We start from the raw sequence: 25,760 nt of genomic DNA, 5'->3' as shown, positions 1-25,760 counted from the left end.
AAAGACAAAACAAATTGATATTGACTTATCGGTGGCTAGGAAGCTAAATATTGTCACAGAAACAGGCAACAGAGGCACAATTCATGGAACTGGCTACGACGCTAACCAGCCAGACCGTTCAGAATGCTGTTCGAGAGGTGGGCATCAATGGGAATCACTGGTATCCGGTGGGTTGGGCAGACCAACTGAAGCCCGGTGATATCATGCCTGTGGTTATTTGGCAGCAAGCGATCGCAGTTTTTCGCGATACTCAAGGGAATCTCCATGCCTTAGAGGATGCTTGCCCTCACAAAGGCATCGCACTGCACAAGGGCACCGTCCAAGGGTGTAACTTGGCGTGTGCTTATCATGGCTGGGAATTTGACGGTGAAGGTCATTGTGTCAGCATTCCCTATCTTCCCGACACCCAAAAACTTCCCCGCGCCCAAGCCCGCAGTTATCCAGTGCAGGAAAAATATAATCTTATCTGGATCTTCCCTGGCGATCGCGCTCTCGCCACCACCTGTCAGCCGCCGGATATCCCTGAATTTGACGAGCCAGATTGGTTAATGGTGCCAGTGAGTGCCCACTTCCAGGCACATTTTTCCATCTGCAATGAGAACACGATGGATGTTTTTCATGGGTTTCTGCACCAAAAATTGCAGGGTTGGTTCGATCCGGTACTAACAAGTCTGCGGGAGACAGACGCAGCAGTCTGCGCCGAATACAATGTTTCCTACAAAGGTCGCATGGCTCAGTTTCTCGGATTGAGCGATCGCGCTGACCAAGTCACCACCTTACCGATCTCGATTCAGTATCGATACCCTCACTTTTATACCGTTCTCCAGGGAGTTTCCGCCCTATACTTGATGCGATTGCCCGTCACCTTAACTGAGAGCCGCTCTTTTGCCTTTTTCTTTTTCAAAGTCCGCTTGCCAAAATGGGTACTCAACCCGCTCAAGCCTTTGTTGCAAATCCTGCTCCCGCGCTTTGTGTTGTTGAAATTTCTCGCTCAAGACATCGAGATGATCGAAAGCGAGCAGCGAACCTATTTAGCCAATCCCCAGCGACGTTATGTAGAAATAAATCCAGCGATTATTGCTATCCAGCGGCTAATTGTCCGGCAACATGAGAAATTTGTGCAAAAATCTAGTCAATCGCAAAATCATCAGGGGAATTCAGAAAAGTCTATTTCTCTCTCGTGAGGCGATTGCAAGAGAGCCATCTGAACTAACCCAAGAAAATTCACTCGGATGAAGGCAATCTTAGCAGCGGCGTATCCTCTAGCCCTTTCTCAGTCCTGCGGTCAAGTGAGCTGGAGCAATATATTCATAAACACTATGAGGTCTTCTTCCTTCGGGCGTTTCGTCAGACCTGGATAGCAGAAACTGAGTCTGGCAAATATTACTGTTGAGCCAGAGGCGATCGCCGATCTGGTAAAAGCTGAGAGGAGTCAACTTGTGCAAATTGTTAAAGAATATGTCCAGCATTGGTACGAGAGCGGACTTGACCCCGATGAATATATCTGTCATCAGAAGCAGGGGAATACAGTCGAGATTGAAGACGCGGCGACGGGTGAGCGTCAAACCGTTCTTAGCTTCTGCACCAATGATGTTTTAGGGTTAGTTCACGAAGAAGCCGTTAAGCAAGGTGCCATTGATGCCATCCTGAAATACGGAACGTCAAACAGCTCCTGCTCCGTTTTGAGCGGTCGAATCGATCTGCATCGACAGCTAGAGGACGAGATTTCAGCCTTTAAGCATCTGCCCCATACCCAGCTATTTCTGAATGCTTGGATGGCGATGCAAGCCTTAATGGATGCCTTCTGCCACTTGGCAATTCCCGTGCCGGGATTTCAGAACACCCGCGAAACTTTAATTCTCACCGATGTCCTCAATCATGGCTGCATTGTCTCAGCCGTCGTCAATGCCGGGACTCGTTCCGGAAAAGTTTTTGGCAATAGCCCCCGCACCCGTGTAAAAGCTTACCGCCATTGTAATGTGGAGGATTTAGCGCGAAAACTGCATCGATATGCCCGACCTGGCGATCGCATTCTGGTTGTATCCGATGCCGTATTCTCAATGGATGGGGATATCGCGCCGCTGCTCGACATGATCGGTGTCCTGCAAAAATACGAGGGCAGCGTGCTGGTAATGGATGAAGCTCATGCCAGCGGTGCCATTGGAGCCACGGGAAGAGGGATCTACGAGCATTTTGGCATTTTGCCCAGTTATGCGATTGAGCGGGGCGTCGTGCCGCTGATTATGACGACTTTCTCTAAGTTTGCCGCCTCAGCCGGAGCCGCCATTAGCAGCCACGTCGCAGAGTTAAAACCCCTGCTGAATGTTTCTCCTACCTCAATTGGAACCATTTCTTTACCGCCACCAACCACGGCGGCTGCCTTAGAAAGCATCCGTATCGTTCGTCAACAGCCAGAACGAGTCCAAAAGCTACAGGAAAATACCCGATACTTGCGATCGCGCTTAGCTGAAAATGATTTTGCCGCAATTGGCGAGACCAACGTTGTCCCAGTCATTTTACCGTCAGAGATTAATCCCAAGGTCTTTGGCAGACAACTTTTGCAAGAGCGCGGTCTTTGGGTCTCTCCGATTTGGTTTATTGCCAAACCCCGCCTCCGCATTACCGTCAACGCTCTCCACACTCACGAGGAAATGGATCGTTTGGTGGCAGGAATGGTAGCCGTTCGGGACTTGTTGTATAAACCAACGATTAGTGCATAGCAATACCAGGCTTAACCTGAGATTGCCGTATGGCTAGCTGTTTGCTTAACCCCTTTTTTGGAGTGCGTGATGCGTGTACTGCTCCTCTATCCACAATTTCCCAAATCGTTCTGGTCTTTTGACAAAGCGCTAGAACTAATCGGACGGAAGGTATCGCTTCCTCCGCTGGGAATGATTACAGTCGCAGCGATTCTGCCCCAAACTTGGGAGTTCCGCTTAATAGACCGCAATGTTCGATGTGAGACTGAAGCAGACTGGGCTTGGGCAGACCTCGTCATCATCTCCGGGATGATTGTCCAGAAACCCGATATGCTACACCTGATCCGCGAAGCGAAGCAGCGCGGCAAATTGGTAGCGGTCGGTGGTCCCTACGTTACCTCAGTTCCAAATGCGGCACAGGAAGCCGGAGTAGACTTTCTGGTTTTAGACGAAGGCGAGATTACCCTACCACTCCTAGTCGAGGCTTTAGAACGGGGTGAAACCGAGGGGGTATTCCGTTCTAATGGCGAAAAGCCGGATGTCACGAACACACCCATTCCCAGATTCGACCTGCTGGAGCTAACAGCCTACAACGATATGTCGGTGCAGTTTTCGCGGGGTTGCCCCTTTCAGTGCGAGTTCTGCGACATCATTGTCCTCTATGGGCGCAAGCCACGCACGAAAACACCTGCACAACTGCTCGCTGAGTTACAAGCTCTGTATGATTTAGGCTGGCGGCGCTCTATTTTTGTGGTTGATGACAACTTCATCGGCAACAAGCGCAACGTCAAGCTCTTGCTGCGCGAACTCGGTCCCTGGATGGCAGCTCGCGGCTACCCCTTCCGCCTTTCGACGGAAGCCTCGGTAGACTTAGCACAGGATGAGGAATTGCTGGATTTGATGGTCGCTGCCAACTTCAGTGCAGTGTTTTTGGGCATCGAAACACCGGACACAGAGAGCCTGGCGATGACTCAGAAATTCCAAAATACGCGCAATTCCCTGATGGAATCGGTTCAGAAAATCAATCGGGTGGGTTTGCGCGTAATGGCTGGTTTCATCATTGGCTTTGATGGTGAAAAGCCTGGGGCAGGTCGTCGGATCATTGATTTTGTGGAAGCGACGGCAATTCCTCAAGCACTGTTCAGTATGCTTCAGGCTTTGCCGAATACGGCACTGTGGCATCGACTTCAAAAAGAGGGTCGTTTGCTGGAGGGGAGTGAAGAGGCGAATATCCATCAGACAACGCTGACCAATTTTATCCCCAGTCGTCCTTTAGAAGAATTGGCTCGTGAATACGTCAGTTGCTTCTGGGAACTGTATGAACCATCTCGCTATCTAGCGCGAGTCTATCGGCACTTTATACAGATGAAGCCGACTCCTCACAAGAAGAAGTTCCGAATGCCGGGATTCAGTGATATCAAGGCATTATTTATTATTTGTTGGCGACAGGGACTGAAACGCAATACCCGTTTCCAGTTCTGGCGTCAGATGTTCTCTATCATCCAGCACAATCCGGGTGTATTTGAGTCTTATTTAATTAATTGCGCCCATATTGAGCATTTTATCGAGTATCGTCAAATTGTCCGCGACGAAATCGAAGCTCAACTTACCGAATATCTAGCGAACAAGGGAACAGAAACTCCTCAAGAAAAGGTTCTGGCAAGCTAAGTCATTCAATGGATTGACTTTACCAATGAAGTTGGAAAGCTAAATAAAAGTTGTTCCATTAGACACTTTTAGAACTATAAAAATGGTGGAGAATCAAACAACAAAGATTCAAATTAGAGCAGTAACAACTCCGGAAGAAACTAAAATGTTTTTGGATGTTCCGGAGCGAGTTTATGCGAACGACCCTCACTGGGTAGCGCCAATTCGCAGCAGTATTGCCAAGCAGTTCACTCCTAGTAATCCGTTCCTTCAGTATGGGAAACTACAACAGTTTATTGCTATCTCTGAGGGAGCAAACAGTTCTCAGGCAGTAGGACGCATTGTTGCCGCAGTCAATCATCGGTTGATTGAACGAGAAGGACAAAATGTTGGTTTATTCGGTTTTTTTGAGTGTGTCCAAGATTTTGCGATCGCGCAATCCTTATTTGAGACTGCCTGCAACTGGTTACGCGAGCAAGGAATGACAGTTGTTCGGGGTCCCATCGATCTCTCAACTCACAATAATTGTTTATTTTTAGTAGACGGATTTGACTCGCCACCAATGGTGATGATGCCCTATAATCCGTCCTACTATCCAGAATTTATAGAGAAAGATGGCTGGCATAAAGCGAAGGATGCTTACGCCTATAATTTTTCTTTAGATAAACCCTTATCAGCAGAATTTGAGAAAGCTTATCGGATTGCTTGTAAATCAGGTGTTACCTTTCGTCCGTTAAAAACGAAGGGAAAAGAATTTGAGCAAGATTGCATCAGCCTTTATCATCTTTTTAACCGCGCTTTCGCTAATAACTGGAGTTCAACCCCGCGCAGCCAGGAAGAATTTTTAGAAGAAGCGAAAGAACTACAGACTTTAGTAGATCCGGATGTCTTTCCAATTGCCGAATATAACGGGGAAATGATTGGGTTTTGGATGGGATTACCCGACTACAATATTCCTCTAAAACACGTCAATGGAAAGTTAAATTGGCTGGGAATTCTTAAGTTCCTTTGGTATCGCCGTCAAATTGATCGAGGACGAGTAATTGCCATTTGTTCGCTGCCGGAATATCGCCGAAAAATGGTGCCTCTCGCCTTGATTTATTTGGGAATGCAAGGGGGAATTCAAAAAGGTAAACCCTATAAGCAAGCGGAACTTTCCTGGGTCTATGAAGATAATTTTCCCTCCCGCAAGCTAATTGAAGCAGCGGGGGGCAAGATTTATAAAACTTACCGCATTTACGAAAAAGCATTATGAAGGCGCTAGTTACTGGAGCCAGCGGATTTACAGGTTCTCACTTAGTGCGGGCTTTAGAGCAGCAGGGCGACTTGGTGGTGGGGCTAGTCCGAAAATCGAGCAATCTAGCGCGTCTTTCTAATTGCAACGTGCAGTTGGTTTACGGAGATATCACCGAGCGGGATGCCCTACGAAGGGCAATGACTGGGGTAGATACAGTTTTTCACACGGCGGCTTATGTAGAACTGGGCATCGTCGATGAGGCAGAAATGGAGCGGGTAAATGTGGAAGGAACCCGCTGCGTGTTAGAAACTGCTCAAGCGGCTGGTGTCTCCAAAGTCGTCTATTGCAGCACGATTGGCGTGTTTGGCGATACGGGGGGCAAACTTGTAAATGAAACTTTTAAACGGACACAAACTAGCTTTTCCTCTGCCTACGATCGCACTAAATACCAAGCACAAGAATGGGTGGATCGATTTGCGGCGCAAGGGCTTCCGGTTGTTAGTCTTCTGCCGTCCGGGATTTTTGGGGCTGACGATCCCCATTTTGGTCCTGTGATGCAACAATTTCTCAAAGGACGGCTAAAAGTGTGGGCAGGAGGCGATCGCATTACCGGCATTGTCCATGTAGACGATTTAGCTGCGGCGATGATTCTGGCAGCAGCAAAAAGCAAACCGGGAGAACACTACATTATTTCTGCTGGTGAGCTGACTACCCGCGAAATGTTTGAGATTTTCAGCCAGGAAACCCGTATTCCTGCCCCCACCGAAGCTCCTAAGCCGCTTGTGAGACTTTTGGGAAACTTACTCGATCCAGTCGGACGCCTTTTCAAATGGCAGCCACCCCTCAGCCGGGAGCGCGTTCATTATGTTTACGACCGCTGCGTCCGGGTGGATGCCACCAAAGCTTTTCAGGAACTCGGTTGGCATCCCCGCTCAGCATCAGAAACCTTGCGTGAGATTGTCCGAACCATGCAAGCCGCATCGTGAATGTTGCACGATTTACACTATTCTTTCTTGAGAACCCCATCTTCGAGATAAGCGACTCGGTCGGCGACATCGACAATCCGAGGATCGTGCGTCACCATCAGCACCGTACAGCCGCCTTCCTTCGCTAGCTGGCGCAGTAACTCAATTACGGTATGCCCGCTATGGGAGTCTAAGGCAGCGGTTGGCTCATCTGCCATAATCAATTGGGGATTGCCTGCTAAAGCACGAGCGATCGCTACCCGCTGTTTTTGTCCTCCAGACAAATCACCCGGCTTCTGGTTCGCTTTATCCCCCAATCCCACCTGTTCCAACAAAACTTTTGCTTGCTGTCGGGCAACCCTATCCCGAATGCCTTTAACATTCAGCACGATTTCAATATTTTCAGATGCTGTTAGTGCTGGAAACAAGTTGAAACCCTGAAAAATAAAGCCAATATTGTGTAGTCGGAACCGTGCTAGCTTTGCCCTAGACATTCCTGTAATCTCGTCTCCGAGTAAGTACACCTTTCCAGCAGAGGGTGTCAGCAGCCCAGCTAAGATTGACAGCAGGGTAGTTTTTCCCGATCCAGACGGCCCCATCAAGAGCTGGATATCGCCCCTACAGATTTCTAAGTCAATCCCTTTAAGAACTTGATAAGACTGTCGCCCTGAAGGGAATGCCATCTCTACCCCTTTGGCAACAATCGCTCCCATTTGACGATTATTAAATTCTCTTGCGGTAGAATCATCCTGGATTCGGCTCTTTTTAAACACAGTAGAGTTAATTTGAGAAGCACTTATCCGTTTAAGTCTTTAGCCTAACTTTTGGTCAAACTTGCAAGTAATCGTAAATCTTTTCTTATGGTTTCACTAGCTCGGAAGCACTTGCTCGAAGACATTCCTCGTTTACTTGTGGCTCAGGCAGGGATTATGTTTGCCGTTAGCCTGGTAACAATTCAAACGGGGATTTTCAATGGCTTTAGTCGCTCCGCTGCTAAATTAATTGACAATTCCCAAGCCGATATTTGGGTGGCATCAAAGAGTATGGTGTACCTTGATCTGACGCTGCCAATCCCCCAAGCGCACGTCGTTCTGGCTCAAGAGGTGGCAGGCGTAGAGCGAGCTGAAGCACTCATTGCTAGGGGTTCCGTATGGCGTCATCCCTCAGGTGAGATTGCTCCAGTGAGAGTCATCGGATTTAACCCAAACGGACAATTGTTTGTACCAACAAATATCACCCAAGGAAGTGTGAGTGCCCTAAAAGAACCTTACACCGTAATGGTGGATGTAACTAACTTGGACTCCCTAAAGGTACGAAAGATAGGTGATGTCGCTGAAGTAGGTACTTTACCAGCTCGGTTAGTTGGCTTCACCCAAAGAAATCGCTCAATTGCATCAAATGCTTATATGTTTACCTCATTGGAGAGTGCCAATGCTTACTTAAGTTCCGGTCAGACTTCTAGTTTGTCTTGCCAATTGCGATCGGGATCGAAGGGAATCCAGTGTACCAACACTTATGAGAAGCCCGATCCAACTTCTACTTCTGTACCCAGACCGTTAGCTGCATCAGATCCCATCACTTATGTCTTGATTCAAGCCAAGCCGGGTCAGGATTTAGAGGCACTTAAGCAGAAGTTAGAAGCCACTTTACCAGATACCCGTGCGTACACTCACGCCGAAATGATTGAAATGACTCAGACTTACTGGCAAAAGCGAACTGGAATTGGGTTCCTTCTGGGTCTTGGTGCAGCGGTGGGTATCATTGTTGGGGCGATCGTTGTCGGTCAGATCCTCTACTCCTCAGTATCCGATCACATCAAGGAATTTGGCACTCTCAAAGCGATGGGCGCGTCCGATTGGGTTATCTACTGTGCAATCATCGAACAAGCGCTGTGGATGGCAATTCTAGGCTATATTCCCAGCATGGTTCTTTGCTTAGGAGTGGTAGCCTGGACATTTTCCAGTCAGGGAATCATCATTTTAATCACTCCGGCAACTGCGATCGCTGCCTTGGGAATTACGGTTGTCATGTGCGTCGGTTCTGCCATCTTTGCCATTCAAAAAGTCACTCGCGTCGATCCCGCGATCGTCTTCAAGGCGTAATTCCTAGAACCGTTAACCTGACAATACCAGCTACACCGTCTGTTGCCGTCCTCGCTTCGCAAGCTTAATTAACGATAAAAATACGAAAATTGCAGTTGCCCATCTAACTCTTTGATTCGCTGTTTAGCCTTATAAAATTCTTGGCAGTAGTATTCTCGTTTTTCAGGCTCGATAGAGGTGTCGGGGTTTTTCCATAAATCCAAAAAGCGGCGGGCGATGTTTTCACACATTACCCGTTCCATACAAGCAGCAGCTGATTTAATCAATTCAGGGGAGAGAATATCTCGCTGTGTATTCTCATCGAGATGAAACAGTGGAGAAACCTGAGCCAAATCCTCAGGAAACTCAATTAACAAGTTTTGTAGGGAAGATATTAGTTCTGGCGTTTCTACTATAGACGCCTCAGAATTTCTTTGTATATCTAAAATTTTTAGCCATAAAAATCGGTAGTGGGGAAGGCTAAAGAACAAATCTCGTTCCTCTAGCACATCAATAACCGCCTGCCGGTATTCGGGGCAATGGAGGTAAAAACGTAGGAGTAAAGCTTCTGCTCGTTCTAAAAGACTGCGTTCCGAAGAACCCGATACAACTGGCTGTTGGCGTTTATTATTGCTACCAGTACGGCGCGACTGGAGACGTTTATTCTGCTTGGGCTGACTTTGCTTGAGAAGATTGTTAATTAGCAGCGGCACTTGTAGGGAACTATCTTGATTGAGGAGTTCTTCCCAGTGACGGACAACTTTATTGAGAAGATTATCTGATAGCAACCCTACCCGCCGAGAATCCCCCTGACTAAGGATTTCCGCACAGTGATTGATGTAGTAAGTAATTTGATCGTCGTTGGTGAGGTTGTTGAGTAACTTCACCAATTCTCCTGTAACTTGCTGAAATTGATCTGCTTGTTTGAGGTTTTTGCCGATTAAGATTTGCTGAATCTGCCAATCAAGCCACAGCGGGGCGTTGAGCAGTAGTTCCCGATAGGTTTGAGTGCCGCCTTTGCGGATAAATTCATCAGCATCTTTCCCATCTGGAAGGTTGAGAATTCGGAGATTAACTTGTCCTTGGTAAGCGAGATTGGCAATTTCTCCAATCGCTCGTTGAGTTGCTTTTGTCCCAGCGGCGTCGGCGTCGAAGTTGAAGATAATCTGCTTGGATTCGGTGTATCGCAGCAGCAGCCGCACTTGTTCTAAGCTGAGGGCGGTGCCAAGAGAAGCGACGACGTTAGAAATGCCTGCTGCATGGAGCGCGATCGCATCAAAATATCCCTCTACCACGACGGCTTGATCCTGCTTGCCAATCGCGTCACGAGCTTTATCCAAAGCAAATAAAGTTTTGCCTTTATGAAATAACTCAGTTTCGGGGGAGTTGAGATACTTGGGTTGCTCATCCCCCAAGGTTCTACCGCCAAAGGCAATGACGCGCCCTTGACTGTCGTGGATCGGAATCATCAAGCGATCGCGGAATCTGTCATAATAACCGCTGCCCGTCTTCCGAGGGACAATCAACCCCGCTTGTTCTACCAACTGTACCGGGAAGTGTTTCTGTTCCACCAAGTAGCGGTAGAGGGTTTCCCAATCCGCAGGTGCATAGCCTAGATGAAATTGTTGGATAGTTTCTTCCGAGAGTTCCCGCTTCGAGCGTAAATACTCAAGCGCCACCTGTCCTTGAGCTTGTCGCAGCGCGTACTGATAAAAGCTTGCAGTCACTGCCAAAATCTCATGCAGTTGCTCTCGCAGTGTAATTTGGCGCTGCAATTCCTGTCGCTGTTCTGGCTCCAGCATCTGCACCGGAACTTGGTAGCGCCGTGCCAAATCCAGCACGACTTCGCCCAGAGAACGCTTAGAATGTTCCTTCAGGAAGGTAATTACATTTCCCCCAGCTTGACAGCCAAAGCAGTAATACATCTGCTTGCTGGGACTGACGCTAAAACTAGGGCTTTTTTCCTCATGAAAAGGGCACAAACCCACAAAATCTTTGCCCTGCTTCCGCAATAGGACGTATTCCGAGATGACATCTACAATGTCAGCCCGTTGCTTTACTTCCTCAATCGTGTCTGGATGCAGTCGGGGAATTTGCACAGCTTAGTTTTTTGTATTGAGAGAACCAATTGTGATTGGTGTTTTTTTCTAAACAAAGACAAAGGGGTCTTCCTAGTAATGTTCTAAGCTGGTACTAAGATAACTCTTGGCACCCATTCATCTTGCTAAAACTGAATCGCTAATCATCATTGTATTGGGATTACACTCAGGGTTGCACGCTACCAAAATTCTCAATCAACCTAGCGATATAGAGGATAAACCGGGCAGTGCTTAACTTTTTTCCTAGACGCCAAAGCGCGATCGCCAAAGCTGTCGCTACATTGGAAGCTTATGGGGTTAAACCAGCAGTACGGCAGCATCTGACGGCATTTTTGCAGGAAAGCGACAGCCGAGAACTCTACCATGCTAACCCCCGTCGAATTGCCGAACGATTGCACTTAAGCGAACGGGAGGCGCTGCGAGTGTTAGTCACCGCGTTGAAAGAAGGCATCCTATCTCTCAACTGGGACATTCAATGTCCCATGTGTCGGGGCATCGACTTCAATCCGAAAAGTCTGTACGATCTGCGGACAAACCATACCTGCCCACAGTGTCACATTGTCCATGCTACTGATGCTGATCAGCAGGTGCGGATTACGTTTAGTATTGATGAACGATTGCGCCGCTTGGGAAGGGAAGCAGACGATCCGAATTTCCGCGCTAAAGTCGATGCTCAATATGGGGTAGTTTCCGGACACCAGATGCTGACGCTGCAAACTTTCCGCGACTTTTTTCCCCGCGAGACGATTCCGCCTAATGAGAGTTTAACGATTCGGCGGGTAGCAATTTTATTTTCGGATCTGGCTGGTTCGACGGCACTCTACGCAAGGCGAGGAGATTCACGGGCTTATCATCTGGTACGCCGACACTTCGATCTGCTGTTTCAGGTAGTAGATTCCCACAATGGTGTGGTTGTCAAGACGATTGGGGATGCGGTGATGGCAGCATTCACTGCGCCTGCTGATGCGACGAGAAGCGCGATCGCCATGCACCAGCAGATGGAAGCTTTGAATCAACAGTTGCAACTAACAGCAGAAGATCGGCTTATCCTCAAAATTGGCATTGATGTCGGCCCTTGTATTAGTGTCACCCTAAACGAGCGGCTTGACTACTTCGGCACGACGGTGAATACAGCAGCACGGGTGCAGGCGACAAGCCAAGGAAACGACATTGCTTGTACCGAAACTGTACTCATGGACGCAGACGCTGCCAGTGCTGTCAAGGATTGCCCCCGGCTGGGTAACGCGATGAGTCTTAAAGGATTGGATGCACCGATTCTGGTTTATCGGATTGAGTTAATGAAGGCAATTTTCAGCAAAGCAAGTGATGTCTGAACTTTTCTCCCTCCGAACTCAAAGGAGTAGCGGGAGCAATTTTTACATTGACGATGTCAATGTATTTTTCTTATAAATTTTATTTTTCTGTTAACTCGCTTTCCGGAAATATTATTTTTTTTTTAGCCTTGCATTCTTCGATAGCTATCTTTTAAAAAAACGGCTAAGATTTATTAGAGCAAAAGCAAAACAAGTGATTTTTAACAGTTCCTCACGCTCTGGACGCGAATTTTTTGGACGATGAACATAAAGATTGCGATGCTTACAAAGTTTTATACTTTTAGTTGCAAATTGTGATTATTTAACACTGATAGACCCAGTTGATGTAAGATGTGGAACTTGCTAAGAAAGTCTCTGGAAAATCAGCAGCTTTAAACTGAAGATAATCACGGCGTACCGACAACTGAGTAGAAGTCCTCTGGGTTAACTTCCCTGAAGCCAACGGGTGAATCTAAGAAAACTTCCCTTCCTTTACTGAGTCTTCTAAACCTTGATAAATGCGTAATTATCCGGTGGGCAGATAGGTCACTCAGTATGTTATTCAGTTAAGTTTGAAGTAAAAAATTCATAACTCACGACGAAAACCATGAAAGCAGCTAATAGCCGTCAACCTTCCTCCGTTGCCTCCAAAATCCTCAAGTTGGTCGGAGTGATCCTAATTGTGTCCTCACTGGTTGACTATGCGGTTTTTCTAATTCCGCCAAATAGACCTAGTGGCGTGGACGATCCCCAGTGGCGGCTGAACTTCCTACAGTGGCAACAGGGCGTTACAGGGCAGCTAATTGACAGAGGTGTGATTCCAATGGTAGGTCTGGCGCTGCTGTTCGCTGGATATTGGATTGACAATAACTCTGGAGTAGCTCGAAAAGGGTGGGAAGATATAGTAAGAATCGGAGCGTTGATACTCTCTGTTATTTTAGGTTTGAGCTTCCTGCTGCCAGTTCCCTTACTGAACATCAATAGCCTGCGTCTGCTGAACCAGGAAGCGCTCGCCCGAATTAACCAAAGAGCCACTCAAGTTGAAACTCAAATCGCCAGCCAGTCAGCCCAAGTTACCGCCTTGCTTGAAGATAGTAAGAAGCTTGCGGAACTAGATCAGGCGCTCAAGAGCGGTCAAGTTCAAGGGGAGCAACAGGCGAGATTGCAAGCACTCAAAGATCAACTACAAAAGTTAAAGCAAGACCCAAAAGCTTTGAATGCACAAGTCGATGCAGCTAAAACCCAAGTTCGAGGCGGCAAACTAGAAGCCCAAAAACAAGCTCAAGGCGAGTTATTGAAGACGAGTATCCGGAATGGTCTGAGCAGTTTACTCTTAGCGATTGGCTACCTTAGCATTGCGGCACTGGGGTTGACAGGTTCGGGAGGAAGCCGTCGGAAAGCTCAGGCGCGGTAAGAAATCGCGAGTTGTGAGGGGTTAGGGGTTCAGTTGCCGAAAAAGCTGTAGGCTTTCCCCTCGGCGAAGTGGTGGCGAAGCTGCTGCCTGTTGAGTAGGCTAGGATGAAGGCTGCAATTTCTCATCCTTCATCCGGCGAAGAAAGCATCCACGAACAGACTTCTACTCTTTGAAGTCACAACGCCCCAAGGAACCCAACGCGATTGGGATTTCCCTTTTTGAAGGGCATCTCAAAGCAGGGATTGGTTATTTCCTCTCACGAACGACATCGCATGTTTTCAATTTACATCCTGACCTATAACGAAGAAATTGATATTGCCGCTTGTATTGAGTCGGCAATGTTATCGGATGATGTGATTGTGGTGGATTCGTACAGTAGCGATCGCACCCTCGAAATCGCCAGTCGCTACGATGTGCGCATTGTGAAGCATCGGTTTGAAAGTCACGGACGACAAAGAACCTGGATGCTTCAAGAAGTCCCCGCCAAACACGAATGGATTTATATCCTCGAAGCTGATGAGCGGATGACAAAAGAGCTGTTTCAGGAATGCCTGGAAGCAATTAAAACGACTGAATATGTCGGCTACTATGCAGCAGAGCGCGTCATGTTCATGGGCAGTTGGATTCGCCGCAGCACCCAGTATCCCCGCTACCAGATGCGTCTGTTAAAACCGGGCAAAGTCTGGTTTAGCGACTACGGTCATACCGAACGGGAAGTTTGCGAAGGAGCTACCAGCTTCTTGAAAGAAACCTATCCCCACTACACCTGTAGTAAGGGATTGAGTCGCTGGATCGACAAGCACAACCGCTATTCTACAGACGAAGCCGTTGAAACCCTGCGTCAGTTAGACAAAGGAAGTGTCAACTGGCGAGAATTATTCTTGGGTCGTTCGGAAGTAGAAAAACGCCGCGCCCTCAAAGATTTGTCTTTAAGGCTGCCCTTCCGTCCGCTCGTGCGCTTCGTATATATGTATTTCTTTCTGGGTGGCTTTCTGGACGGGCGAGGAGGATTTGCCTGGTGTACTTTGCAGGCATTCTATGAATATCTCATCTTACTCAAGGTCTGGGAGCTTAAGCATCTTCCCCAGTCCCCGCTGGATGACCCAAGTCAGCCAATTCCTCCAGACGATACGAATGTGGATGCGACGACAGTCAGTTCCTCTCCTCGATAAAGGTAACGGACTTGTAAATGCTAAAGTGTAAAGTGTGATACTAGATCCCTGGGGAGTTGCAACAATTCTTCACAAGTCTTACAAATAAAGATAGAAAAGAAACAATTCCAGAATCAAACCTACGCTGTTGCGGCAGGTAAGTCATGCATGAAGGAGCAGCAATCTTTTAGAGAATGCCCGGTTCCAATTTTGCAGGCGTGTCTTCTGGGGTTGATTGACGAACTTTTTCAGCCAACACTCACCGAGTGAGATTGGTATCCCGATATAAAGAAAGCACCGCCAGTTGTAAGGAGATTGGGCAATCTGTGATCCAACGCTTCAAGCAGGACTTAAAGAATGACCTGATTGCAGGTCTCCTGGTTGTCATTCCCTTGGCTACCACAATCTGGCTGACAATTACAATTGCCAGCTGGGTGATCAACTTTTTGACCCGCATTCCAAAGCAGGTAAATCCCTTCGATGGCCTGCATCCCATCCTGGTGAATGTCCTAAATCTGCTGGTGGGACTGGCAGTTCCATTGCTGTGTATTATGCTGATTGGCTTAATGGCACGCAATATTGCCGGACGGTGGCTTCTAGATTTTGGGGAGCGACTGTTGCAAGCGATTCCATTAGCCGGATCGGTTTATAAAACGCTCAAACAATTACTAGAAACGATTCTAAGGGATACAAACGGCAAGTTTCGCCGCGTTGTTTTGGTAGAGTATCCTCGTCGAGGAGTCTGGGCGATCGCTTTTGTTACAGGTGTGATGAGCAGCGAAATTCAATGTCAGATGACTCGTCCCATGCTCAGCGTTTTTATTCCAACTACGCCCAACCCAACCACTGGCTGGTATGCGGTTGTCCCGGAAGAAGAAGTGCTGAACCTCTCCATGTCGATTGAAGATGCCTTCAAGGTCGTGGTTTCGGGAGGAATTGTCAGTCCCAATCCCTTACCCTTAGTGCCGGTTCCGACTGGTAGCGATCGCCAACTAGAACCCCTGGTTTCTGAAGGAAGATGGCAGGTTTTACCTACAGAGGAAGATTAAAAAATCACGAGGGAATGAGTAATCGGTAATCGGTAATCGGTAATCGGTAATTGTTAGTAGTTATTAGTCCTTAGTCCTTGGTTCGTTACTACTGGACTAATGACCAATGACGAATGAGCTTTTGACCAACGACCTATTACCGATTACCCATTCCCGATTACCCATTAGAATTTGTCATGCAAAACCGCCAACCCCGCCGAATTGCCCGTGAATTAGCTCTCCTCAGCCTTAGCCAGCTCAGTGGGACTGTAGAACGACTGGCGACCCAGCAAATATCCAGCTTAGTCACTGCTGCCATCCGCGCCCTCAGCTCTGAAGTTCAAGAGACTTTAGAAGTTGCCGCAGCAGAAGTTCAACGCTCCAGCGAGCGCTTGCTTAGTAGCGAAACCCGCGCCTCGGATGTTCAGAGTGCAAAGGTGATGATCAACGAAGCCATTGAGCTAACTCAGGCAGCCATCAACCGTGTGGGAACTGCTCTAGAACTGCCAGAATTTATTCAACTGTCAAACCAGCAGGAGGTTCGCGCCTACGCCTTAGAAATTATTACCAAAGTCAACGCCAAGCGGGAAGAGATCGATCAACAGCTCGACGAAGCAATGGTGAATTGGCAGTTAAACCGCCTGCCTCGGATTGACCGAGATATCTTGCGGGTGGCAGTGGTAGAAATTATGTATATTGGCGTGCCAGACAGAGTTGCAGTCAATGAAGCGATAGAGTTAGCTAAACGATACAGTGATGAAGAAGGGCATCGGTTTATTCAAGGAGTCCTGCGCCGAGTCACTGACCAGCTTAAGGCTCAATCGCCCACGACGTAGAAAAGTTCTCTATAGTTAGTAGCAGTAATAGCTCCTGAATTGCTGCTGAGTTTTGTAGGTGCAATGGTTTTTAATTGGTTCCGTCGTCAGTTTAGCGATAAAACAAGTGATTCCCAAGTTGAACGGGAAAAAACCGATGTAGAGACGCCAGATATTGCGTCTCTACAACCGGAAGCCGAAACCCAAACGTCAGAATCAACAACAGAGGCTCAGTCACAGCAGGTTGCTGAAGACCTGCTCAGCTACGCTAAGGCAGCCTACAAAAATATTCAGCAAAAACAGCAACAATCCCAGGTGGAAACGGCTCCAGCGGTGGCTGAGTCACCCGCCACTTCGGCAGCGGAACCCAGCAAATTAGAGACTGTTGCAGAAACGACAGAAGTCAGCGTGGAGGCTGAAACGGCTCAATCAGTTGAAGCACCCGCGACAACGACGGTTGAAGCTGAGGCACCAGAAACTTCTGAAACTCCGACACTAGCGGAAGCATCCCCGGTAGAAACAGCCCAAGAAACAGAAGCAGAACCGACTCAAACGCCTGAACCTGTAGTCGAGGCAGAAGCACTGGCAACAGATGAGTCTGGGGAGCCAGGAGTCGCGACAGCGATCGCCGAAACCGGGATTAATTTAGAAGCCGCCCCCCCAGAATTAGAGTCAGCGCAACCAGAGGTCGAGACAGCGATCGCCGAAACCGGCGTCGATTTAGAAGCCGTACCCTCAGAGGCGTCACCAGAGCCAGCAGCGACTGAATCCCAGACAGATGAGACCGCCACTGCCCCGGTGCCTTTCTGGGCACGGGAAGACCGACAGGCACGGCTAGAACGCCTCAAGGCAACAGCGATAGAGACGCAAGAACCAGAACCTGTCAGGGCACCCGTGCAGCCAGCAGCGGCAACCGTGGAGACTGGAGCGATACCGGGACTTACCTTCGATGAGGGCTTCATGTGGTCAGCGCAAGTGCTGGCAGCTCAAGGGCGTCGGGCGGAGGATGTTTCAATTGAAGAAATTACTTGGCTGAAGCGACTGCGGCAAGGCTTGGATAAAACTCGTCGCAGCTTGATCAACCGGCTGAAGGCAATTGTCGGTCAAGGGCCGTTGAATCAAGACGCGGTGATGGAGATTGAGGCGCTGCTGTTGCAGGCAGATGCTGGCGTTGAGGCGACAGACTCTATCATCAATACGCTCCAAAAGAGGCTGCGAGATGAGGTGTTACCGCCAGAACAAGCGATCGCCTACCTCAAGCAAATCTTGCGCGACTTACTCGACCAACCCATTCAGGAATCCTACAGCCCCACCTTTGTCCCGACAAAAGACACCCTGAATATCTGGCTGATGACTGGGGTGAATGGTGCAGGTAAAACAACCACGATTGGCAAAATTTCCCATTTAGCCCAAAAATCCGGCTACAAGTGCTTAATTGGCGCTGCTGATACGTTCCGAGCTGCTGCGGTAGAACAGGTCAAGATTTGGGGACAGCGTAGTGGCGTTGAGGTAATTGCCAACCCAGGGCAGAATACCGATCCGGCTGCTGTTGTGTTTGACGCGATCGCGGCAGCCCAGGCACGGGGTACAGAATTACTCCTCATCGACACCGCAGGGCGTCTCCAGAACAAGAAAAATCTGATGGACGAACTGAGCAAAATCCGCCGTATTGTCGATAAAAAAGCTCCCGACGCCCAAGTAGAAGCCCTCTTGGTGCTTGATGCTACCCTCGGTCAAAATGGCTTACGTCAAGCACAAGTCTTCTCAGAAGCCGCAAAACTCAGCGGCGTCGTCTTGACAAAACTAGATGGAACGGCAAAGGGAGGCGTGGCTCTAGCGGTAGTGCAACAGCTTGGCTTGCCCATCCGCTTCATTGGTGCGGGGGAAGGGATAGAAGATTTACGTCCCTTTTCTAGCTACGAATTTGTAGAAGCCCTGCTGAGTGGCTGATAGTCTGCTAACCTAATTTTTTAGCTTGAAAAACCCGTTTTCTCTAAGAAAACGGGTTTTTGATTTGTCAGCAACTTTGTGTATGAAAACCGACAGCCCCGAATATCCAGATAAACAGGTTTTTACCGACAGCCTAAAGATTCGCGAGTTACCACTTTCGTCTTTGAATTAACACCTGTTGCTCTAGCACACAGTTTTTTTACTTGGACACCATCTAAAATCGCATTAGAAAAGTCGGCACCTGTGATGTCCGCATCGTTAAAGCGCGATCGCAACATCATCGCGTCTTCAAACACTGCATCACTTAAATCTGCATTCGTGAAGTCAGCTAAATAGGCGATTCCATTGGTAAAGTCTGCTCCATGTAGATTCGCCTTGCTCAACACTGAACCATTAAACACCACACCCCGTAAGTCGGCATTGCTAAAGTTAATATTTTCCAGGTTGGCATTGGAAAACTCAATTGCTTGTAAGTTTTGACCGGAGAAATCCTTACCCGTAAGTTCCCCTTGACTAGCTGAACGGGAAATGGAAGAAGAACTAGCGGCGAGTGCTGAAGGGGAAAAACAGATAAGCACGAGTGCTAAAACCAATGCTGTTAGTCGGAGAAAATGCTTCATACTAGATCGATTTTTCACGAGCCGCTTGAAAAACTACAACGATGTTTCGAGAACAGTCAAGTTCGCGACAATTAGATTAATCATGCCATGACTGGCTCAATGCTAGGTGATTGGATATTAGAGTTCCCGATCAGGCATTTTAAATTCGGATTTACTCAGCAAATGGCAGCGTTGCGGTTCAATTTCAAATTTTTGAACAAAAATTTCAGCTGAGGTGGACTCAACTTATGCCATTTTGGATGTTGGATTGACCGAAGCAATCTAGCAGGTATTTTTCGTGGTTAGAAATTATGCAAGTTCAAAGCCCAATGGTTTAAGGAGGTCGCGCCGCCGACAAAGGAAGGGGATTCATACCTGGTTCATTTCTTTGCTCTGTTTGGGGCTAGCGATCGCGTTCTCCATTTATTCTCCCCAGTTTAGAACCAACTCCCCGCCTTCTGTAGCTTCCACTGAATTGCGGGGCGTTTGGTTGACCAATGTTGCGAGTTCCGTGCTATTTATGCCCTGGGGAGTCAACCGGGCGATGCACCAGTTATCTCAACTCCATTTCAATACCGTCTACCCTGTAGTCTGGAATCGGGGACACACTTTTTACCCCAGCACTGTGGCAAGACGGAAGACGGGTCGCCCTCAAGACCAAGGGTTAGAGCTTCTGGGGCTGGGGCGAGATGTCCTCGCTGAGATAATCAAGCAGGGAAATCGACAGCAAATTCGAGTGATTCCTTGGTTTGAGTACGGCTTTATGGCTCCTGCGAATTCAGAACTGGCGAAGCGCCACCCAGACTGGATCTCGCTTCGTCAAGACGGCACCAAAAATATCTTGCCGGAGATTCTGGAACAGGGCTTGCGCGACCCGGCAAAGCCAAATGTTCAGCCTGCTTCTCGAAAAGTAGAACAATTTATCCGCAACCAGTTTGCCAGGAAAGTCGTATGGCTTAACCCCCTGCATCCAGAAGTGCAGCAGTTTATCCTAAATCTGATGGTTGAAGTCGTCACTGAGTATGATGTAGCTGGCATTCAGATGGACGATCACTTTGGTTTACCAGTTGAGTTTGGCTACGACCCTTTTACAGTCGAGCTTTATCAGCAAGAACACCAGGGTAAAAGCCCTCCCACCAACCCCAAAGATGCTGAGTGGATGAGCTGGAGAGCAAACAAGATTACTGATTTTATGCAGCGCCTCTTTCAGTCTATTAAATCTGTCAAACCTGGGTGCTTAGTGTCTTTGTCTCCTAACCCCTACTCTTTTGCCTACAGATTCTATCTTCAAGATTGGCAGACTTGGGTACAACGGGGTTTGGTGGAGGAGTTGGTAGTGCAAGTGTATCGAGATGACCTAAAAAGTTTTTTGGCTGAATTGTCGCAACCCTCTGTGCAGATGGCGCGTCGTCAGATTCCAGTGGGTGTCGGGATCTTATCGGGCTTAGTGAGTCGTCCGGTTGACATGAAGCAGATTCAGCAGCAAGTTCAGGCGGTGCGCGATCGCGGTTTTAGTGGGGTATCCTTCTTCTACTGGGAAAGCTTGTGGGGTTATATGTCTCCAGAGCCACCAAAGCGACGCCGAGAGGCATTCCGGGCACTTTTTCCTGCCAGCGCTACACGACCCCAGGTTTTGCCATCCGGTAATCGGTAAAGGGTAATCGGTGATGAACCATGAGCAATTAGCAATGTGACCAATGACCAATGACCAATCGCCAATTACCAATTACTACATTTTCTGGTTCCAGTGGGTATTTGTCACCCTCGTGGGATTTTTAGTCAGTTTGTTGTGGATCGAGGTGGGTGAAAGACCCGATATTGGCGTTGTAGAGGGTGCAATCGGCGGGGTTGCGGTTGGTTTGGCACAAGGGTTAGTTCTCAGACAGCGAGTTGAGGTGAGTAAAGCGATGCCAAAAGCGATCGCGGGTTGGTGGGTACTCACTAGCGTACTGAGTTGGGGCTTCATTAGCGGCAGTGGTATCGGAGCCATCGGCTGGGTGGCACCCAAAACCTTACTATTTGAAGCCAGGATAATCTTTGGAATCCTAAATGGGGCACTGGCAGGCGCTTTGCTGGGACTGCTGCAAGGGCTTGTCCTGTTTGAGCAGGCGCAAAAAGCTTGGATATGGATCTTGGTCAGTTCTGTCAGCTGGGCGATGGGGCTAGGGATGGGTTGGGCTGTTGGCGGACTGTTGCGCGAAGCGACGCGCTTATTCGTTAGTGAGGTAGTCGGTTTAACCGTGGCATGGGTTGTCGTTGCTGCGATTACAGGCGTTGCCCTGATTGGGTTGCTACGCTTTAAACCTGGCTAAGTAGAACTTTTGTGGAGAGAGCGATCGCCCGGTAGCAAAACAGCGAAGGGAAAGGAAGCGATCGCCCAGTAGAACAAACAATATTAACCAACCGCTAACAGAGAATTTCTTGAATTTGAACTGTAATAATTTCACTTGACATATTCAATTCCTACCTTATCTTACAGACCAATCTTCTAGAGCCATTTTCACTACTCCTTCTACAGAAGTAAAATCAGAGTGTTTAATTGGGCTTAACTTCTGCCGAGACTTCATATACTTCCGGTAGTTGATATAGTAGTCCTCAAAACTGTAAAATGCCTCATCTATCTCTGGGGTTTTTAGCGGATACTTTAACGGTAAACCAATTGCCTTATGCAATGTGTAATTTAGATCCCTTAGTTCAGTCACCTTCACAAAATCATTAGTTTCTACATATATACTATCTACTTGTTTTGTTCGTTTATATGTTCTTGGGTTCATTTCAACAGTTGGTAGGTAAACCTGTAGAGATAGCTTTCCAGTAGGAAAATTTAGCCCGTAGTTATAACTAAAAGCAGCACAAATTTTGTCTTTTGGCACTTGTCCTTGTTTATTGTATTTAGCAAATACAATTTCTTTGGAGACATTATCTTGCGAATACCTTGTGTAGCTGTCAAATCGTATATCTGAACTGTAAGATTGTATAGTTTGAATGATTCTCAATACATTTTCTCGGATTTGAGGTCTTTCCAACAAGTATGCCTGCATAAATGACGGCATAGCATCAAAGAGAGAATCCTCAAAGACCTCAATCTTCACTTGAGAAAATACAGTGCTAGCAATATTTTTAAATATTAAATAGTATTCGCCGTTTAAAGTTTTTTCGACTTGATAAGTCAAAAGCAAACAACCTGGTATCTTATTTTCAGCGTAGGTTCTAGTAGAATCTGAAAAGAAAGACGCTACAGCGATTAGAAGAAAATCTTTATCGAAATCTACCTTAGAGAATTCAGGAGTTTGCGGACAATTGTTAATTAAGTTATCCTTGTATCGTATAAGTTGGTCTATACTGCCTTTATCACCTCCTTTTTTAATCTCCAAAATTGCAAGTCTCCCGAAAGAATCCACCCCTAAAATATCCGCTCTATTTTGTTTGTTGATAATGTGTTGTTTCTTGAGTTTATTTAAATTAAGCAAGGAACTGAGATGCAACCAAATGAATTCTTCAAGCAATGCTTCAGATTTGAACAAAAACTTGCCCTTAGATTGTCTTAACATACTTAGTGCAATGTCTCATTTTGCTATCGCAAATCAACGCTAGTTCTTGGTGAAGGTGGCATGACCTTCACCGTTTATACACTGTTATAAGAAAACCTAAAGGTTGACACTCTCTATGAGTCTAAAAATTTTGGAGTTAGTCCCGTCCCAGAAACTCTCGCACTACCTTCAGGTAAGCTTCCGGTGCCTCTAGCATGGGGAAGTGAGCGGTATCGGGAATCTCAACATACTCGACTTTCTCACTTAATCCTGCTGCTTGTCGCCCCATTGCTGCGGGAATGATAATGTCGTATTCGCCAGCAACTAAAAGTGTTGGAACGGTAAGCTTGACGAACTCATTCGGCATCACTTCAGAAGCTTTTTCGCTAACTGAGGTAATCATGGTGCCTACAGCAGCTTGGTAATCTGCCATGAGAAAGTCATCTAAGAAAGCACGACTGATAGCACCGGGTAGCGGGCGATGCAAGAATCGCGCCATAAACATTCGGTCAACAAACGGAAGTTGATACAGCCAACGGGGACGGAATTTGACGACGTAACCGCCAAATTTATGAAAGGCTTTAAATGATTTTTCGTCGTATTCAAAAACGCCGCTACAGGTTAAGATTGCCTTGAATACTCGTTCTGGGTAGCTGTTTAGAAAAAAGACGCCGACAGATGCGCCCATAGAATGAGCATTGATGTATACGCGCTCCAGTTCTAAGGCATCTAATAAGCTTGCTAGGTCATCTGCGTATTCTTCCATTTCGTAAGTAAACTCTTCCGCTGTCGCAGGTTCGTCTGCTAGTGGAGACGAGATTTCTTCTGCTAAGGCGCTACCGTTCCCCACAGGCGAAAGTTTACGCGATCGCCCGAATCCTCGCATATCGTACAGCAAACAGTCAAACGTATCTGAAAGGCCTTTTGCAGGACTTTCCCAGTATCGAGAAGACCCCCCCCAGCCGTGTACGAAGACCATCACCGGCTTATTTTTACCTTCCTCGCTGGGTGTCTTAATCCACTCGTAATAATGGGCGATGCCGCGAACTTGAATATGAGCCATGTTGAAATTTTTGAGTTTTGAGTGATGCTTATTATGTAAAAAACCCGTCTTCGAGAAAGAAAACGGGTTTCTATATTATTTTCAGCTTTTTTGTCCCTAGGGCGAATACAAGCTTTAGGCAGATTCGGGCTTTGGCATCGAGGAGGGATGTACGATGAGTTCGGCAGTCGATCGCTTCTCGACCATTTCCCGCGTAATCATGCAGCGAGTCACATCCTTGCGGGACGGCAACTCGTACATCACATCCAACATCAGTTCTTCAACAATGCCTCGCAGCGCTCGTGCGCCTGTTTTCCGCCGATACGCTTCTTGCGCGATCGCTCGCAGCGCATCCGGCTTGAACTCCAGTTGCACGTTATCCATCTTCAGCAGCTTCTGATACTGCTTCGCCAAAGCATTCCGAGGCTCTGTCAGAATTGCCATTAGCGCCTCTTCATCCAGCGGATCGACGACCGCCACCACAGGCACCCGACCGATAAACTCTGGGATCATCCCAAACTTCACCAAGTCGTCCGGCTCCAGGTTCCTCACAATATCTGCTGTCCGCTTTTCTCGCGGTTGACCTTCGCCACCTTGGACAAAGCCTATTGACTTTTTACCAGTTCTCTGCTCTACTACTTTTTCCAGCCCAACAAAAGCACCACCACAAATAAACATGATGTTGCTGGTGTCAATCTGGATGCAGTCCTGGTAGGGATGCTTGCGTCCACCCTGCGGCGGCACATTCGCAATCGTCCCTTCCAACATCTTCAGCAAAGCTTGCTGAACGCCCTCACCGGAAACATCCCGCGTAATTGAGGGGTTCTCGCTCTTTCGGGCAATCTTATCAATTTCATCTATGTAAATAATCCCCCGCTGGGCTTCCTCAACGTCGAGGTCTGCCACCTGTAGCAGTCGCAGTAGGATATTTTCTACATCCTCCCCCACATACCCCGCTTCTGTAAGCGTGGTAGCATCTGCTACTGCAAAGGGCACATCCAGAATACTCGCCAGCGTTTGCGCCAGCAGAGTTTTCCCGCATCCCGTCGGCCCAATCAGAAGAATGTTAGATTTTTGCAACTCTACTTGATCTTCCTGCCCACCTTTGCCACTGCCTTTAGACTGGATAAAACTCAGGCGCTTGTAGTGGTTGTACACCGCTACAGAAAGCACTTTTTTGGCTTCATCCTGACCAATGACGTGTTCATCGAGATACTTTTTCAGTTCTCTCGGTTTGGGAATTTGACTTAAAGAAATATTCCCCGAACGGGTTCGACGCTTCTGGGGAGGTTCGGCGCGAGGTACTGGTTGGGGTGCGGGTGCCCCAGAGTCCAGCAACTCCTCATCTAAAATTTCATTACATAGGTCAACGCATTCATCACAGATGTAGACTCCCGGCCCTGCAATTAACTTGCGTACCTGTTCTTGAGACTTGCCGCAAAATGAGCATTTTAGATGGGAGTCGTACTTAGACATACTTGCCTCTTACCTGAGTGAAGTAACAGTTGCTTCCGAGTGGGGAAGGTTCTGTCTGGAGATGACCTGATCGATCAAACCGTAATCTTTTGCTTCAGCAGATGACATGAAGAAGTCGCGTTCGGTATCTGCCGAAATTTTATCAAACGGCTGACCAGTATTTTGAGCTAGTAGCTCGTTCAGCTTTTGCTTATGATAGAGAATTTCTCTTGCTTGAATTTCTATATCAACCGCTTGTCCCTGAGCGCCTCCCAGGGGCTGGTGAATCATAATCCTGGAACTAGGCAAAGCCATACGCTTACCCTGCGCTCCACCTGCTAGCAAAAACGCACCCATACTGGCTGCTAAACCATAGCATATGGTAGCAACATCAGGGCGTATTTGTTGCATCGTGTCATAGATCGCCATCCCAGCTGTCACTGAGCCACCGGGGGAGTTGATGTATAGCTGAATATCTTTTTCTGGGTCTTCGGCGTCTAAAAAGAGCATCTGAGCCACAATCGAGTCAGCCACATTATCATCAACCGGCGTCCCCAAGAAAACGATGCGCTCTCGCAACAGCCGCGAGTAGATATCAAACGCCCGTTCCCCCATTCCGGACTGTTCCACCACCATAGGGACGACGTTGCTGGGGAGTTGCGAGTAAATATTACTCTTCCTCAGGTTTGTGATTTCGTAATTCCGGGACAGAGATAAATCCATAACGAGCGAAAC

General features: G+C 47.8%; 21 protein-coding genes. 14 read left to right on the top strand and 7 right to left on the bottom strand.

All coding sequences use genetic code 11. The annotated features are described in order from the left end of the window. Positions 1-83 precede the first annotated feature (83 nt). The 5 genes from NC996_RS00740 to NC996_RS00720 all read left to right on the top strand — a co-directional run bounded on the left by NC996_RS00740 (position 84) and on the right by NC996_RS00720 (position 6,569). Positions 84-1,184 (top strand): aromatic ring-hydroxylating dioxygenase subunit alpha, encoded by a 1,101-nt coding sequence (locus NC996_RS00740; RefSeq protein WP_190683473.1) that lies wholly within the window; start codon positions 84-86, stop codon positions 1,182-1,184. A 255-nt stretch (positions 1,185-1,439) separates the two neighbouring features. Further along, positions 1,440-2,720, top strand: coding sequence for an aminotransferase class I/II-fold pyridoxal phosphate-dependent enzyme (locus NC996_RS00735; RefSeq protein ID WP_190414659.1), 1,281 nt, complete (start codon positions 1,440-1,442; stop codon positions 2,718-2,720). 69 nt (positions 2,721-2,789) lie between these two features. Next, complete coding sequence (locus NC996_RS00730) at positions 2,790-4,367, top strand: B12-binding domain-containing radical SAM protein (protein WP_190683287.1); 1,578 nt, start codon at positions 2,790-2,792, stop codon at positions 4,365-4,367. An 82-nt stretch (positions 4,368-4,449) separates the two neighbouring features. Next, entirely contained in the window at positions 4,450-5,601 is a 1,152-nt protein-coding gene (locus NC996_RS00725) for a hypothetical protein (RefSeq protein WP_190683283.1), read from the top strand. Further along, on the top strand, positions 5,598-6,569 hold the full coding sequence (locus NC996_RS00720; RefSeq protein ID WP_190683279.1) for an NAD-dependent epimerase/dehydratase family protein: 972 nt from the start codon (positions 5,598-5,600) through the stop codon (positions 6,567-6,569). Before NC996_RS00725 ends, NC996_RS00720 begins: the two co-directional genes overlap by 4 nt. 17 nt (positions 6,570-6,586) lie before the next feature. On the opposite strand, the gene NC996_RS00715 is transcribed toward NC996_RS00720, so the two are convergent. Continuing rightward, complete coding sequence (locus NC996_RS00715; protein WP_190683471.1) at positions 6,587-7,261, bottom strand: ABC transporter ATP-binding protein; 675 nt, start codon at positions 7,259-7,261, stop codon at positions 6,587-6,589. Positions 7,262-7,408: 147 nt separating this feature from the next. On the opposite strand from NC996_RS00715, the gene NC996_RS00710 reads away from it, so the two are divergent. Further along, on the top strand, positions 7,409-8,650 hold the full coding sequence (locus NC996_RS00710) for an FtsX-like permease family protein (protein ID WP_190683276.1): 1,242 nt from the start codon (positions 7,409-7,411) through the stop codon (positions 8,648-8,650). Between the two features lie 68 nt (positions 8,651-8,718). On the opposite strand, the gene dnaG is transcribed toward NC996_RS00710, so the two are convergent. Then, positions 8,719-10,728: a DNA primase gene (gene dnaG, locus NC996_RS00705; RefSeq protein WP_190683273.1), complete on the bottom strand. Its 2,010-nt coding sequence runs from the start codon at positions 10,726-10,728 to the stop codon at positions 8,719-8,721. 227 nt (positions 10,729-10,955) lie between these two features. Here dnaG and NC996_RS00700 point away from each other — a divergent pair, with 227 nt between their 5' ends. The 6 genes from NC996_RS00700 to ftsY all read left to right on the top strand — a co-directional run bounded on the left by NC996_RS00700 (position 10,956) and on the right by ftsY (position 18,399). Further along, entirely contained in the window at positions 10,956-12,062 is a 1,107-nt protein-coding gene (locus tag NC996_RS00700) for an adenylate/guanylate cyclase domain-containing protein (protein WP_190683270.1), read from the top strand. A gap of 586 nt (positions 12,063-12,648) precedes the next feature. Then, positions 12,649-13,455: an HpsJ family protein gene (locus NC996_RS00695; RefSeq protein WP_206753522.1), complete on the top strand. Its 807-nt coding sequence runs from the start codon at positions 12,649-12,651 to the stop codon at positions 13,453-13,455. A 272-nt stretch (positions 13,456-13,727) separates the two neighbouring features. Further along, complete coding sequence (locus tag NC996_RS00690) at positions 13,728-14,627, top strand: glycosyltransferase family 2 protein (protein ID WP_190414666.1); 900 nt, start codon at positions 13,728-13,730, stop codon at positions 14,625-14,627. A gap of 305 nt (positions 14,628-14,932) precedes the next feature. Next, positions 14,933-15,655: a DUF502 domain-containing protein gene (locus NC996_RS00685; RefSeq protein ID WP_190414695.1), complete on the top strand. Its 723-nt coding sequence runs from the start codon at positions 14,933-14,935 to the stop codon at positions 15,653-15,655. Positions 15,656-15,831: 176 nt separating this feature from the next. Further along, the gene (gene nusB / locus NC996_RS00680; RefSeq protein ID WP_190414667.1) at positions 15,832-16,470 is read left to right on the top strand and encodes a transcription antitermination factor NusB; all 639 of its coding nucleotides are present in this window, start codon (positions 15,832-15,834) and stop codon (positions 16,468-16,470) included. A gap of 63 nt (positions 16,471-16,533) precedes the next feature. After that, positions 16,534-18,399 carry a signal recognition particle-docking protein FtsY gene (gene ftsY / locus NC996_RS00675; protein WP_190683267.1) on the top strand — a complete coding sequence of 622 codons (1,866 nt, stop codon included), beginning with the start codon at positions 16,534-16,536 and terminating at the stop codon, positions 18,397-18,399. Between the two features lie 122 nt (positions 18,400-18,521). Here the strand turns inward: ftsY and NC996_RS00670 are convergent, their stop codons facing one another. Continuing rightward, entirely contained in the window at positions 18,522-19,019 is a 498-nt protein-coding gene (locus tag NC996_RS00670) for a pentapeptide repeat-containing protein (protein WP_190683468.1), read from the bottom strand. Between the two features lie 277 nt (positions 19,020-19,296). Here NC996_RS00670 and NC996_RS00665 point away from each other — a divergent pair, with 277 nt between their 5' ends. Continuing rightward, positions 19,297-20,652, top strand: coding sequence for a glycoside hydrolase family 10 protein (locus tag NC996_RS00665; protein WP_339380204.1), 1,356 nt, complete (start codon positions 19,297-19,299; stop codon positions 20,650-20,652). A gap of 43 nt (positions 20,653-20,695) precedes the next feature. Continuing rightward, positions 20,696-21,310 carry a hypothetical protein gene (locus NC996_RS00660; protein ID WP_190683265.1) on the top strand — a complete coding sequence of 205 codons (615 nt, stop codon included), beginning with the start codon at positions 20,696-20,698 and terminating at the stop codon, positions 21,308-21,310. Between the two features lie 156 nt (positions 21,311-21,466). Here the strand turns inward: NC996_RS00660 and NC996_RS00655 are convergent, their stop codons facing one another. The 4 genes from NC996_RS00655 to clpP form a co-directional block, all read right to left on the bottom strand. After that, on the bottom strand, positions 21,467-22,549 hold the full coding sequence (locus NC996_RS00655) for a hypothetical protein (RefSeq protein WP_190683262.1): 1,083 nt from the start codon (positions 22,547-22,549) through the stop codon (positions 21,467-21,469). Positions 22,550-22,685: 136 nt separating this feature from the next. Then, complete coding sequence (locus tag NC996_RS00650; protein ID WP_190683259.1) at positions 22,686-23,591, bottom strand: alpha/beta hydrolase; 906 nt, start codon at positions 23,589-23,591, stop codon at positions 22,686-22,688. 114 nt (positions 23,592-23,705) lie between these two features. Then, positions 23,706-25,046, bottom strand: coding sequence for an ATP-dependent protease ATP-binding subunit ClpX (gene clpX, locus NC996_RS00645; RefSeq protein WP_190414672.1), 1,341 nt, complete (start codon positions 25,044-25,046; stop codon positions 23,706-23,708). A gap of 9 nt (positions 25,047-25,055) precedes the next feature. Beyond that, positions 25,056-25,748 carry an ATP-dependent Clp endopeptidase proteolytic subunit ClpP gene (gene clpP, locus NC996_RS00640; RefSeq protein WP_190414673.1) on the bottom strand — a complete coding sequence of 231 codons (693 nt, stop codon included), beginning with the start codon at positions 25,746-25,748 and terminating at the stop codon, positions 25,056-25,058. Positions 25,749-25,760 lie beyond the last annotated feature (12 nt).

Origin of the sequence: Trichocoleus sp. ST-U2, from assembly GCF_039961875.1 — a bacterium.
In the GTDB taxonomy this organism is placed as follows: domain Bacteria; phylum Cyanobacteriota; class Cyanobacteriia; order Cyanobacteriales; family FACHB-T130; genus FACHB-T130.
Note: the sequence above shows the minus strand (reverse complement) of the source record. Positions and strands in the feature narration are given on the sequence as shown.

Coding starts and splice junctions, on each gene's coding strand:
- NC996_RS00740 (WP_190683473.1), top strand. CDS start 84: ATGGAACTGGCTACGACGCTAACCAGCCAGACCGTTCAGAATGCTGTT.
- NC996_RS00730 (WP_190683287.1), top strand. CDS start 2,790: ATGCGTGTACTGCTCCTCTATCCACAATTTCCCAAATCGTTCTGGTCT.
- NC996_RS00725 (WP_190683283.1), top strand. CDS start 4,450: ATGGTGGAGAATCAAACAACAAAGATTCAAATTAGAGCAGTAACAACT.
- NC996_RS00720 (WP_190683279.1), top strand. CDS start 5,598: ATGAAGGCGCTAGTTACTGGAGCCAGCGGATTTACAGGTTCTCACTTA.
- NC996_RS00715 (WP_190683471.1), bottom strand. CDS start 7,261: ATGGGAGCGATTGTTGCCAAAGGGGTAGAGATGGCATTCCCTTCAGGG.
- NC996_RS00710 (WP_190683276.1), top strand. CDS start 7,409: ATGGTTTCACTAGCTCGGAAGCACTTGCTCGAAGACATTCCTCGTTTA.
- NC996_RS00695 (WP_206753522.1), top strand. CDS start 12,649: ATGAAAGCAGCTAATAGCCGTCAACCTTCCTCCGTTGCCTCCAAAATC.
- NC996_RS00690 (WP_190414666.1), top strand. CDS start 13,728: ATGTTTTCAATTTACATCCTGACCTATAACGAAGAAATTGATATTGCC.
- nusB (WP_190414667.1), top strand. CDS start 15,832: ATGCAAAACCGCCAACCCCGCCGAATTGCCCGTGAATTAGCTCTCCTC.
- ftsY (WP_190683267.1), top strand. CDS start 16,534: ATGGTTTTTAATTGGTTCCGTCGTCAGTTTAGCGATAAAACAAGTGAT.
- NC996_RS00670 (WP_190683468.1), bottom strand. CDS start 19,019: ATGAAGCATTTTCTCCGACTAACAGCATTGGTTTTAGCACTCGTGCTT.
- NC996_RS00660 (WP_190683265.1), top strand. CDS start 20,696: ATGACCAATGACCAATCGCCAATTACCAATTACTACATTTTCTGGTTC.
- NC996_RS00655 (WP_190683262.1), bottom strand. CDS start 22,549: ATGTTAAGACAATCTAAGGGCAAGTTTTTGTTCAAATCTGAAGCATTG.
- NC996_RS00650 (WP_190683259.1), bottom strand. CDS start 23,591: ATGGCTCATATTCAAGTTCGCGGCATCGCCCATTATTACGAGTGGATT.
- clpX (WP_190414672.1), bottom strand. CDS start 25,046: ATGTCTAAGTACGACTCCCATCTAAAATGCTCATTTTGCGGCAAGTCT.
- clpP (WP_190414673.1), bottom strand. CDS start 25,748: ATGGATTTATCTCTGTCCCGGAATTACGAAATCACAAACCTGAGGAAG.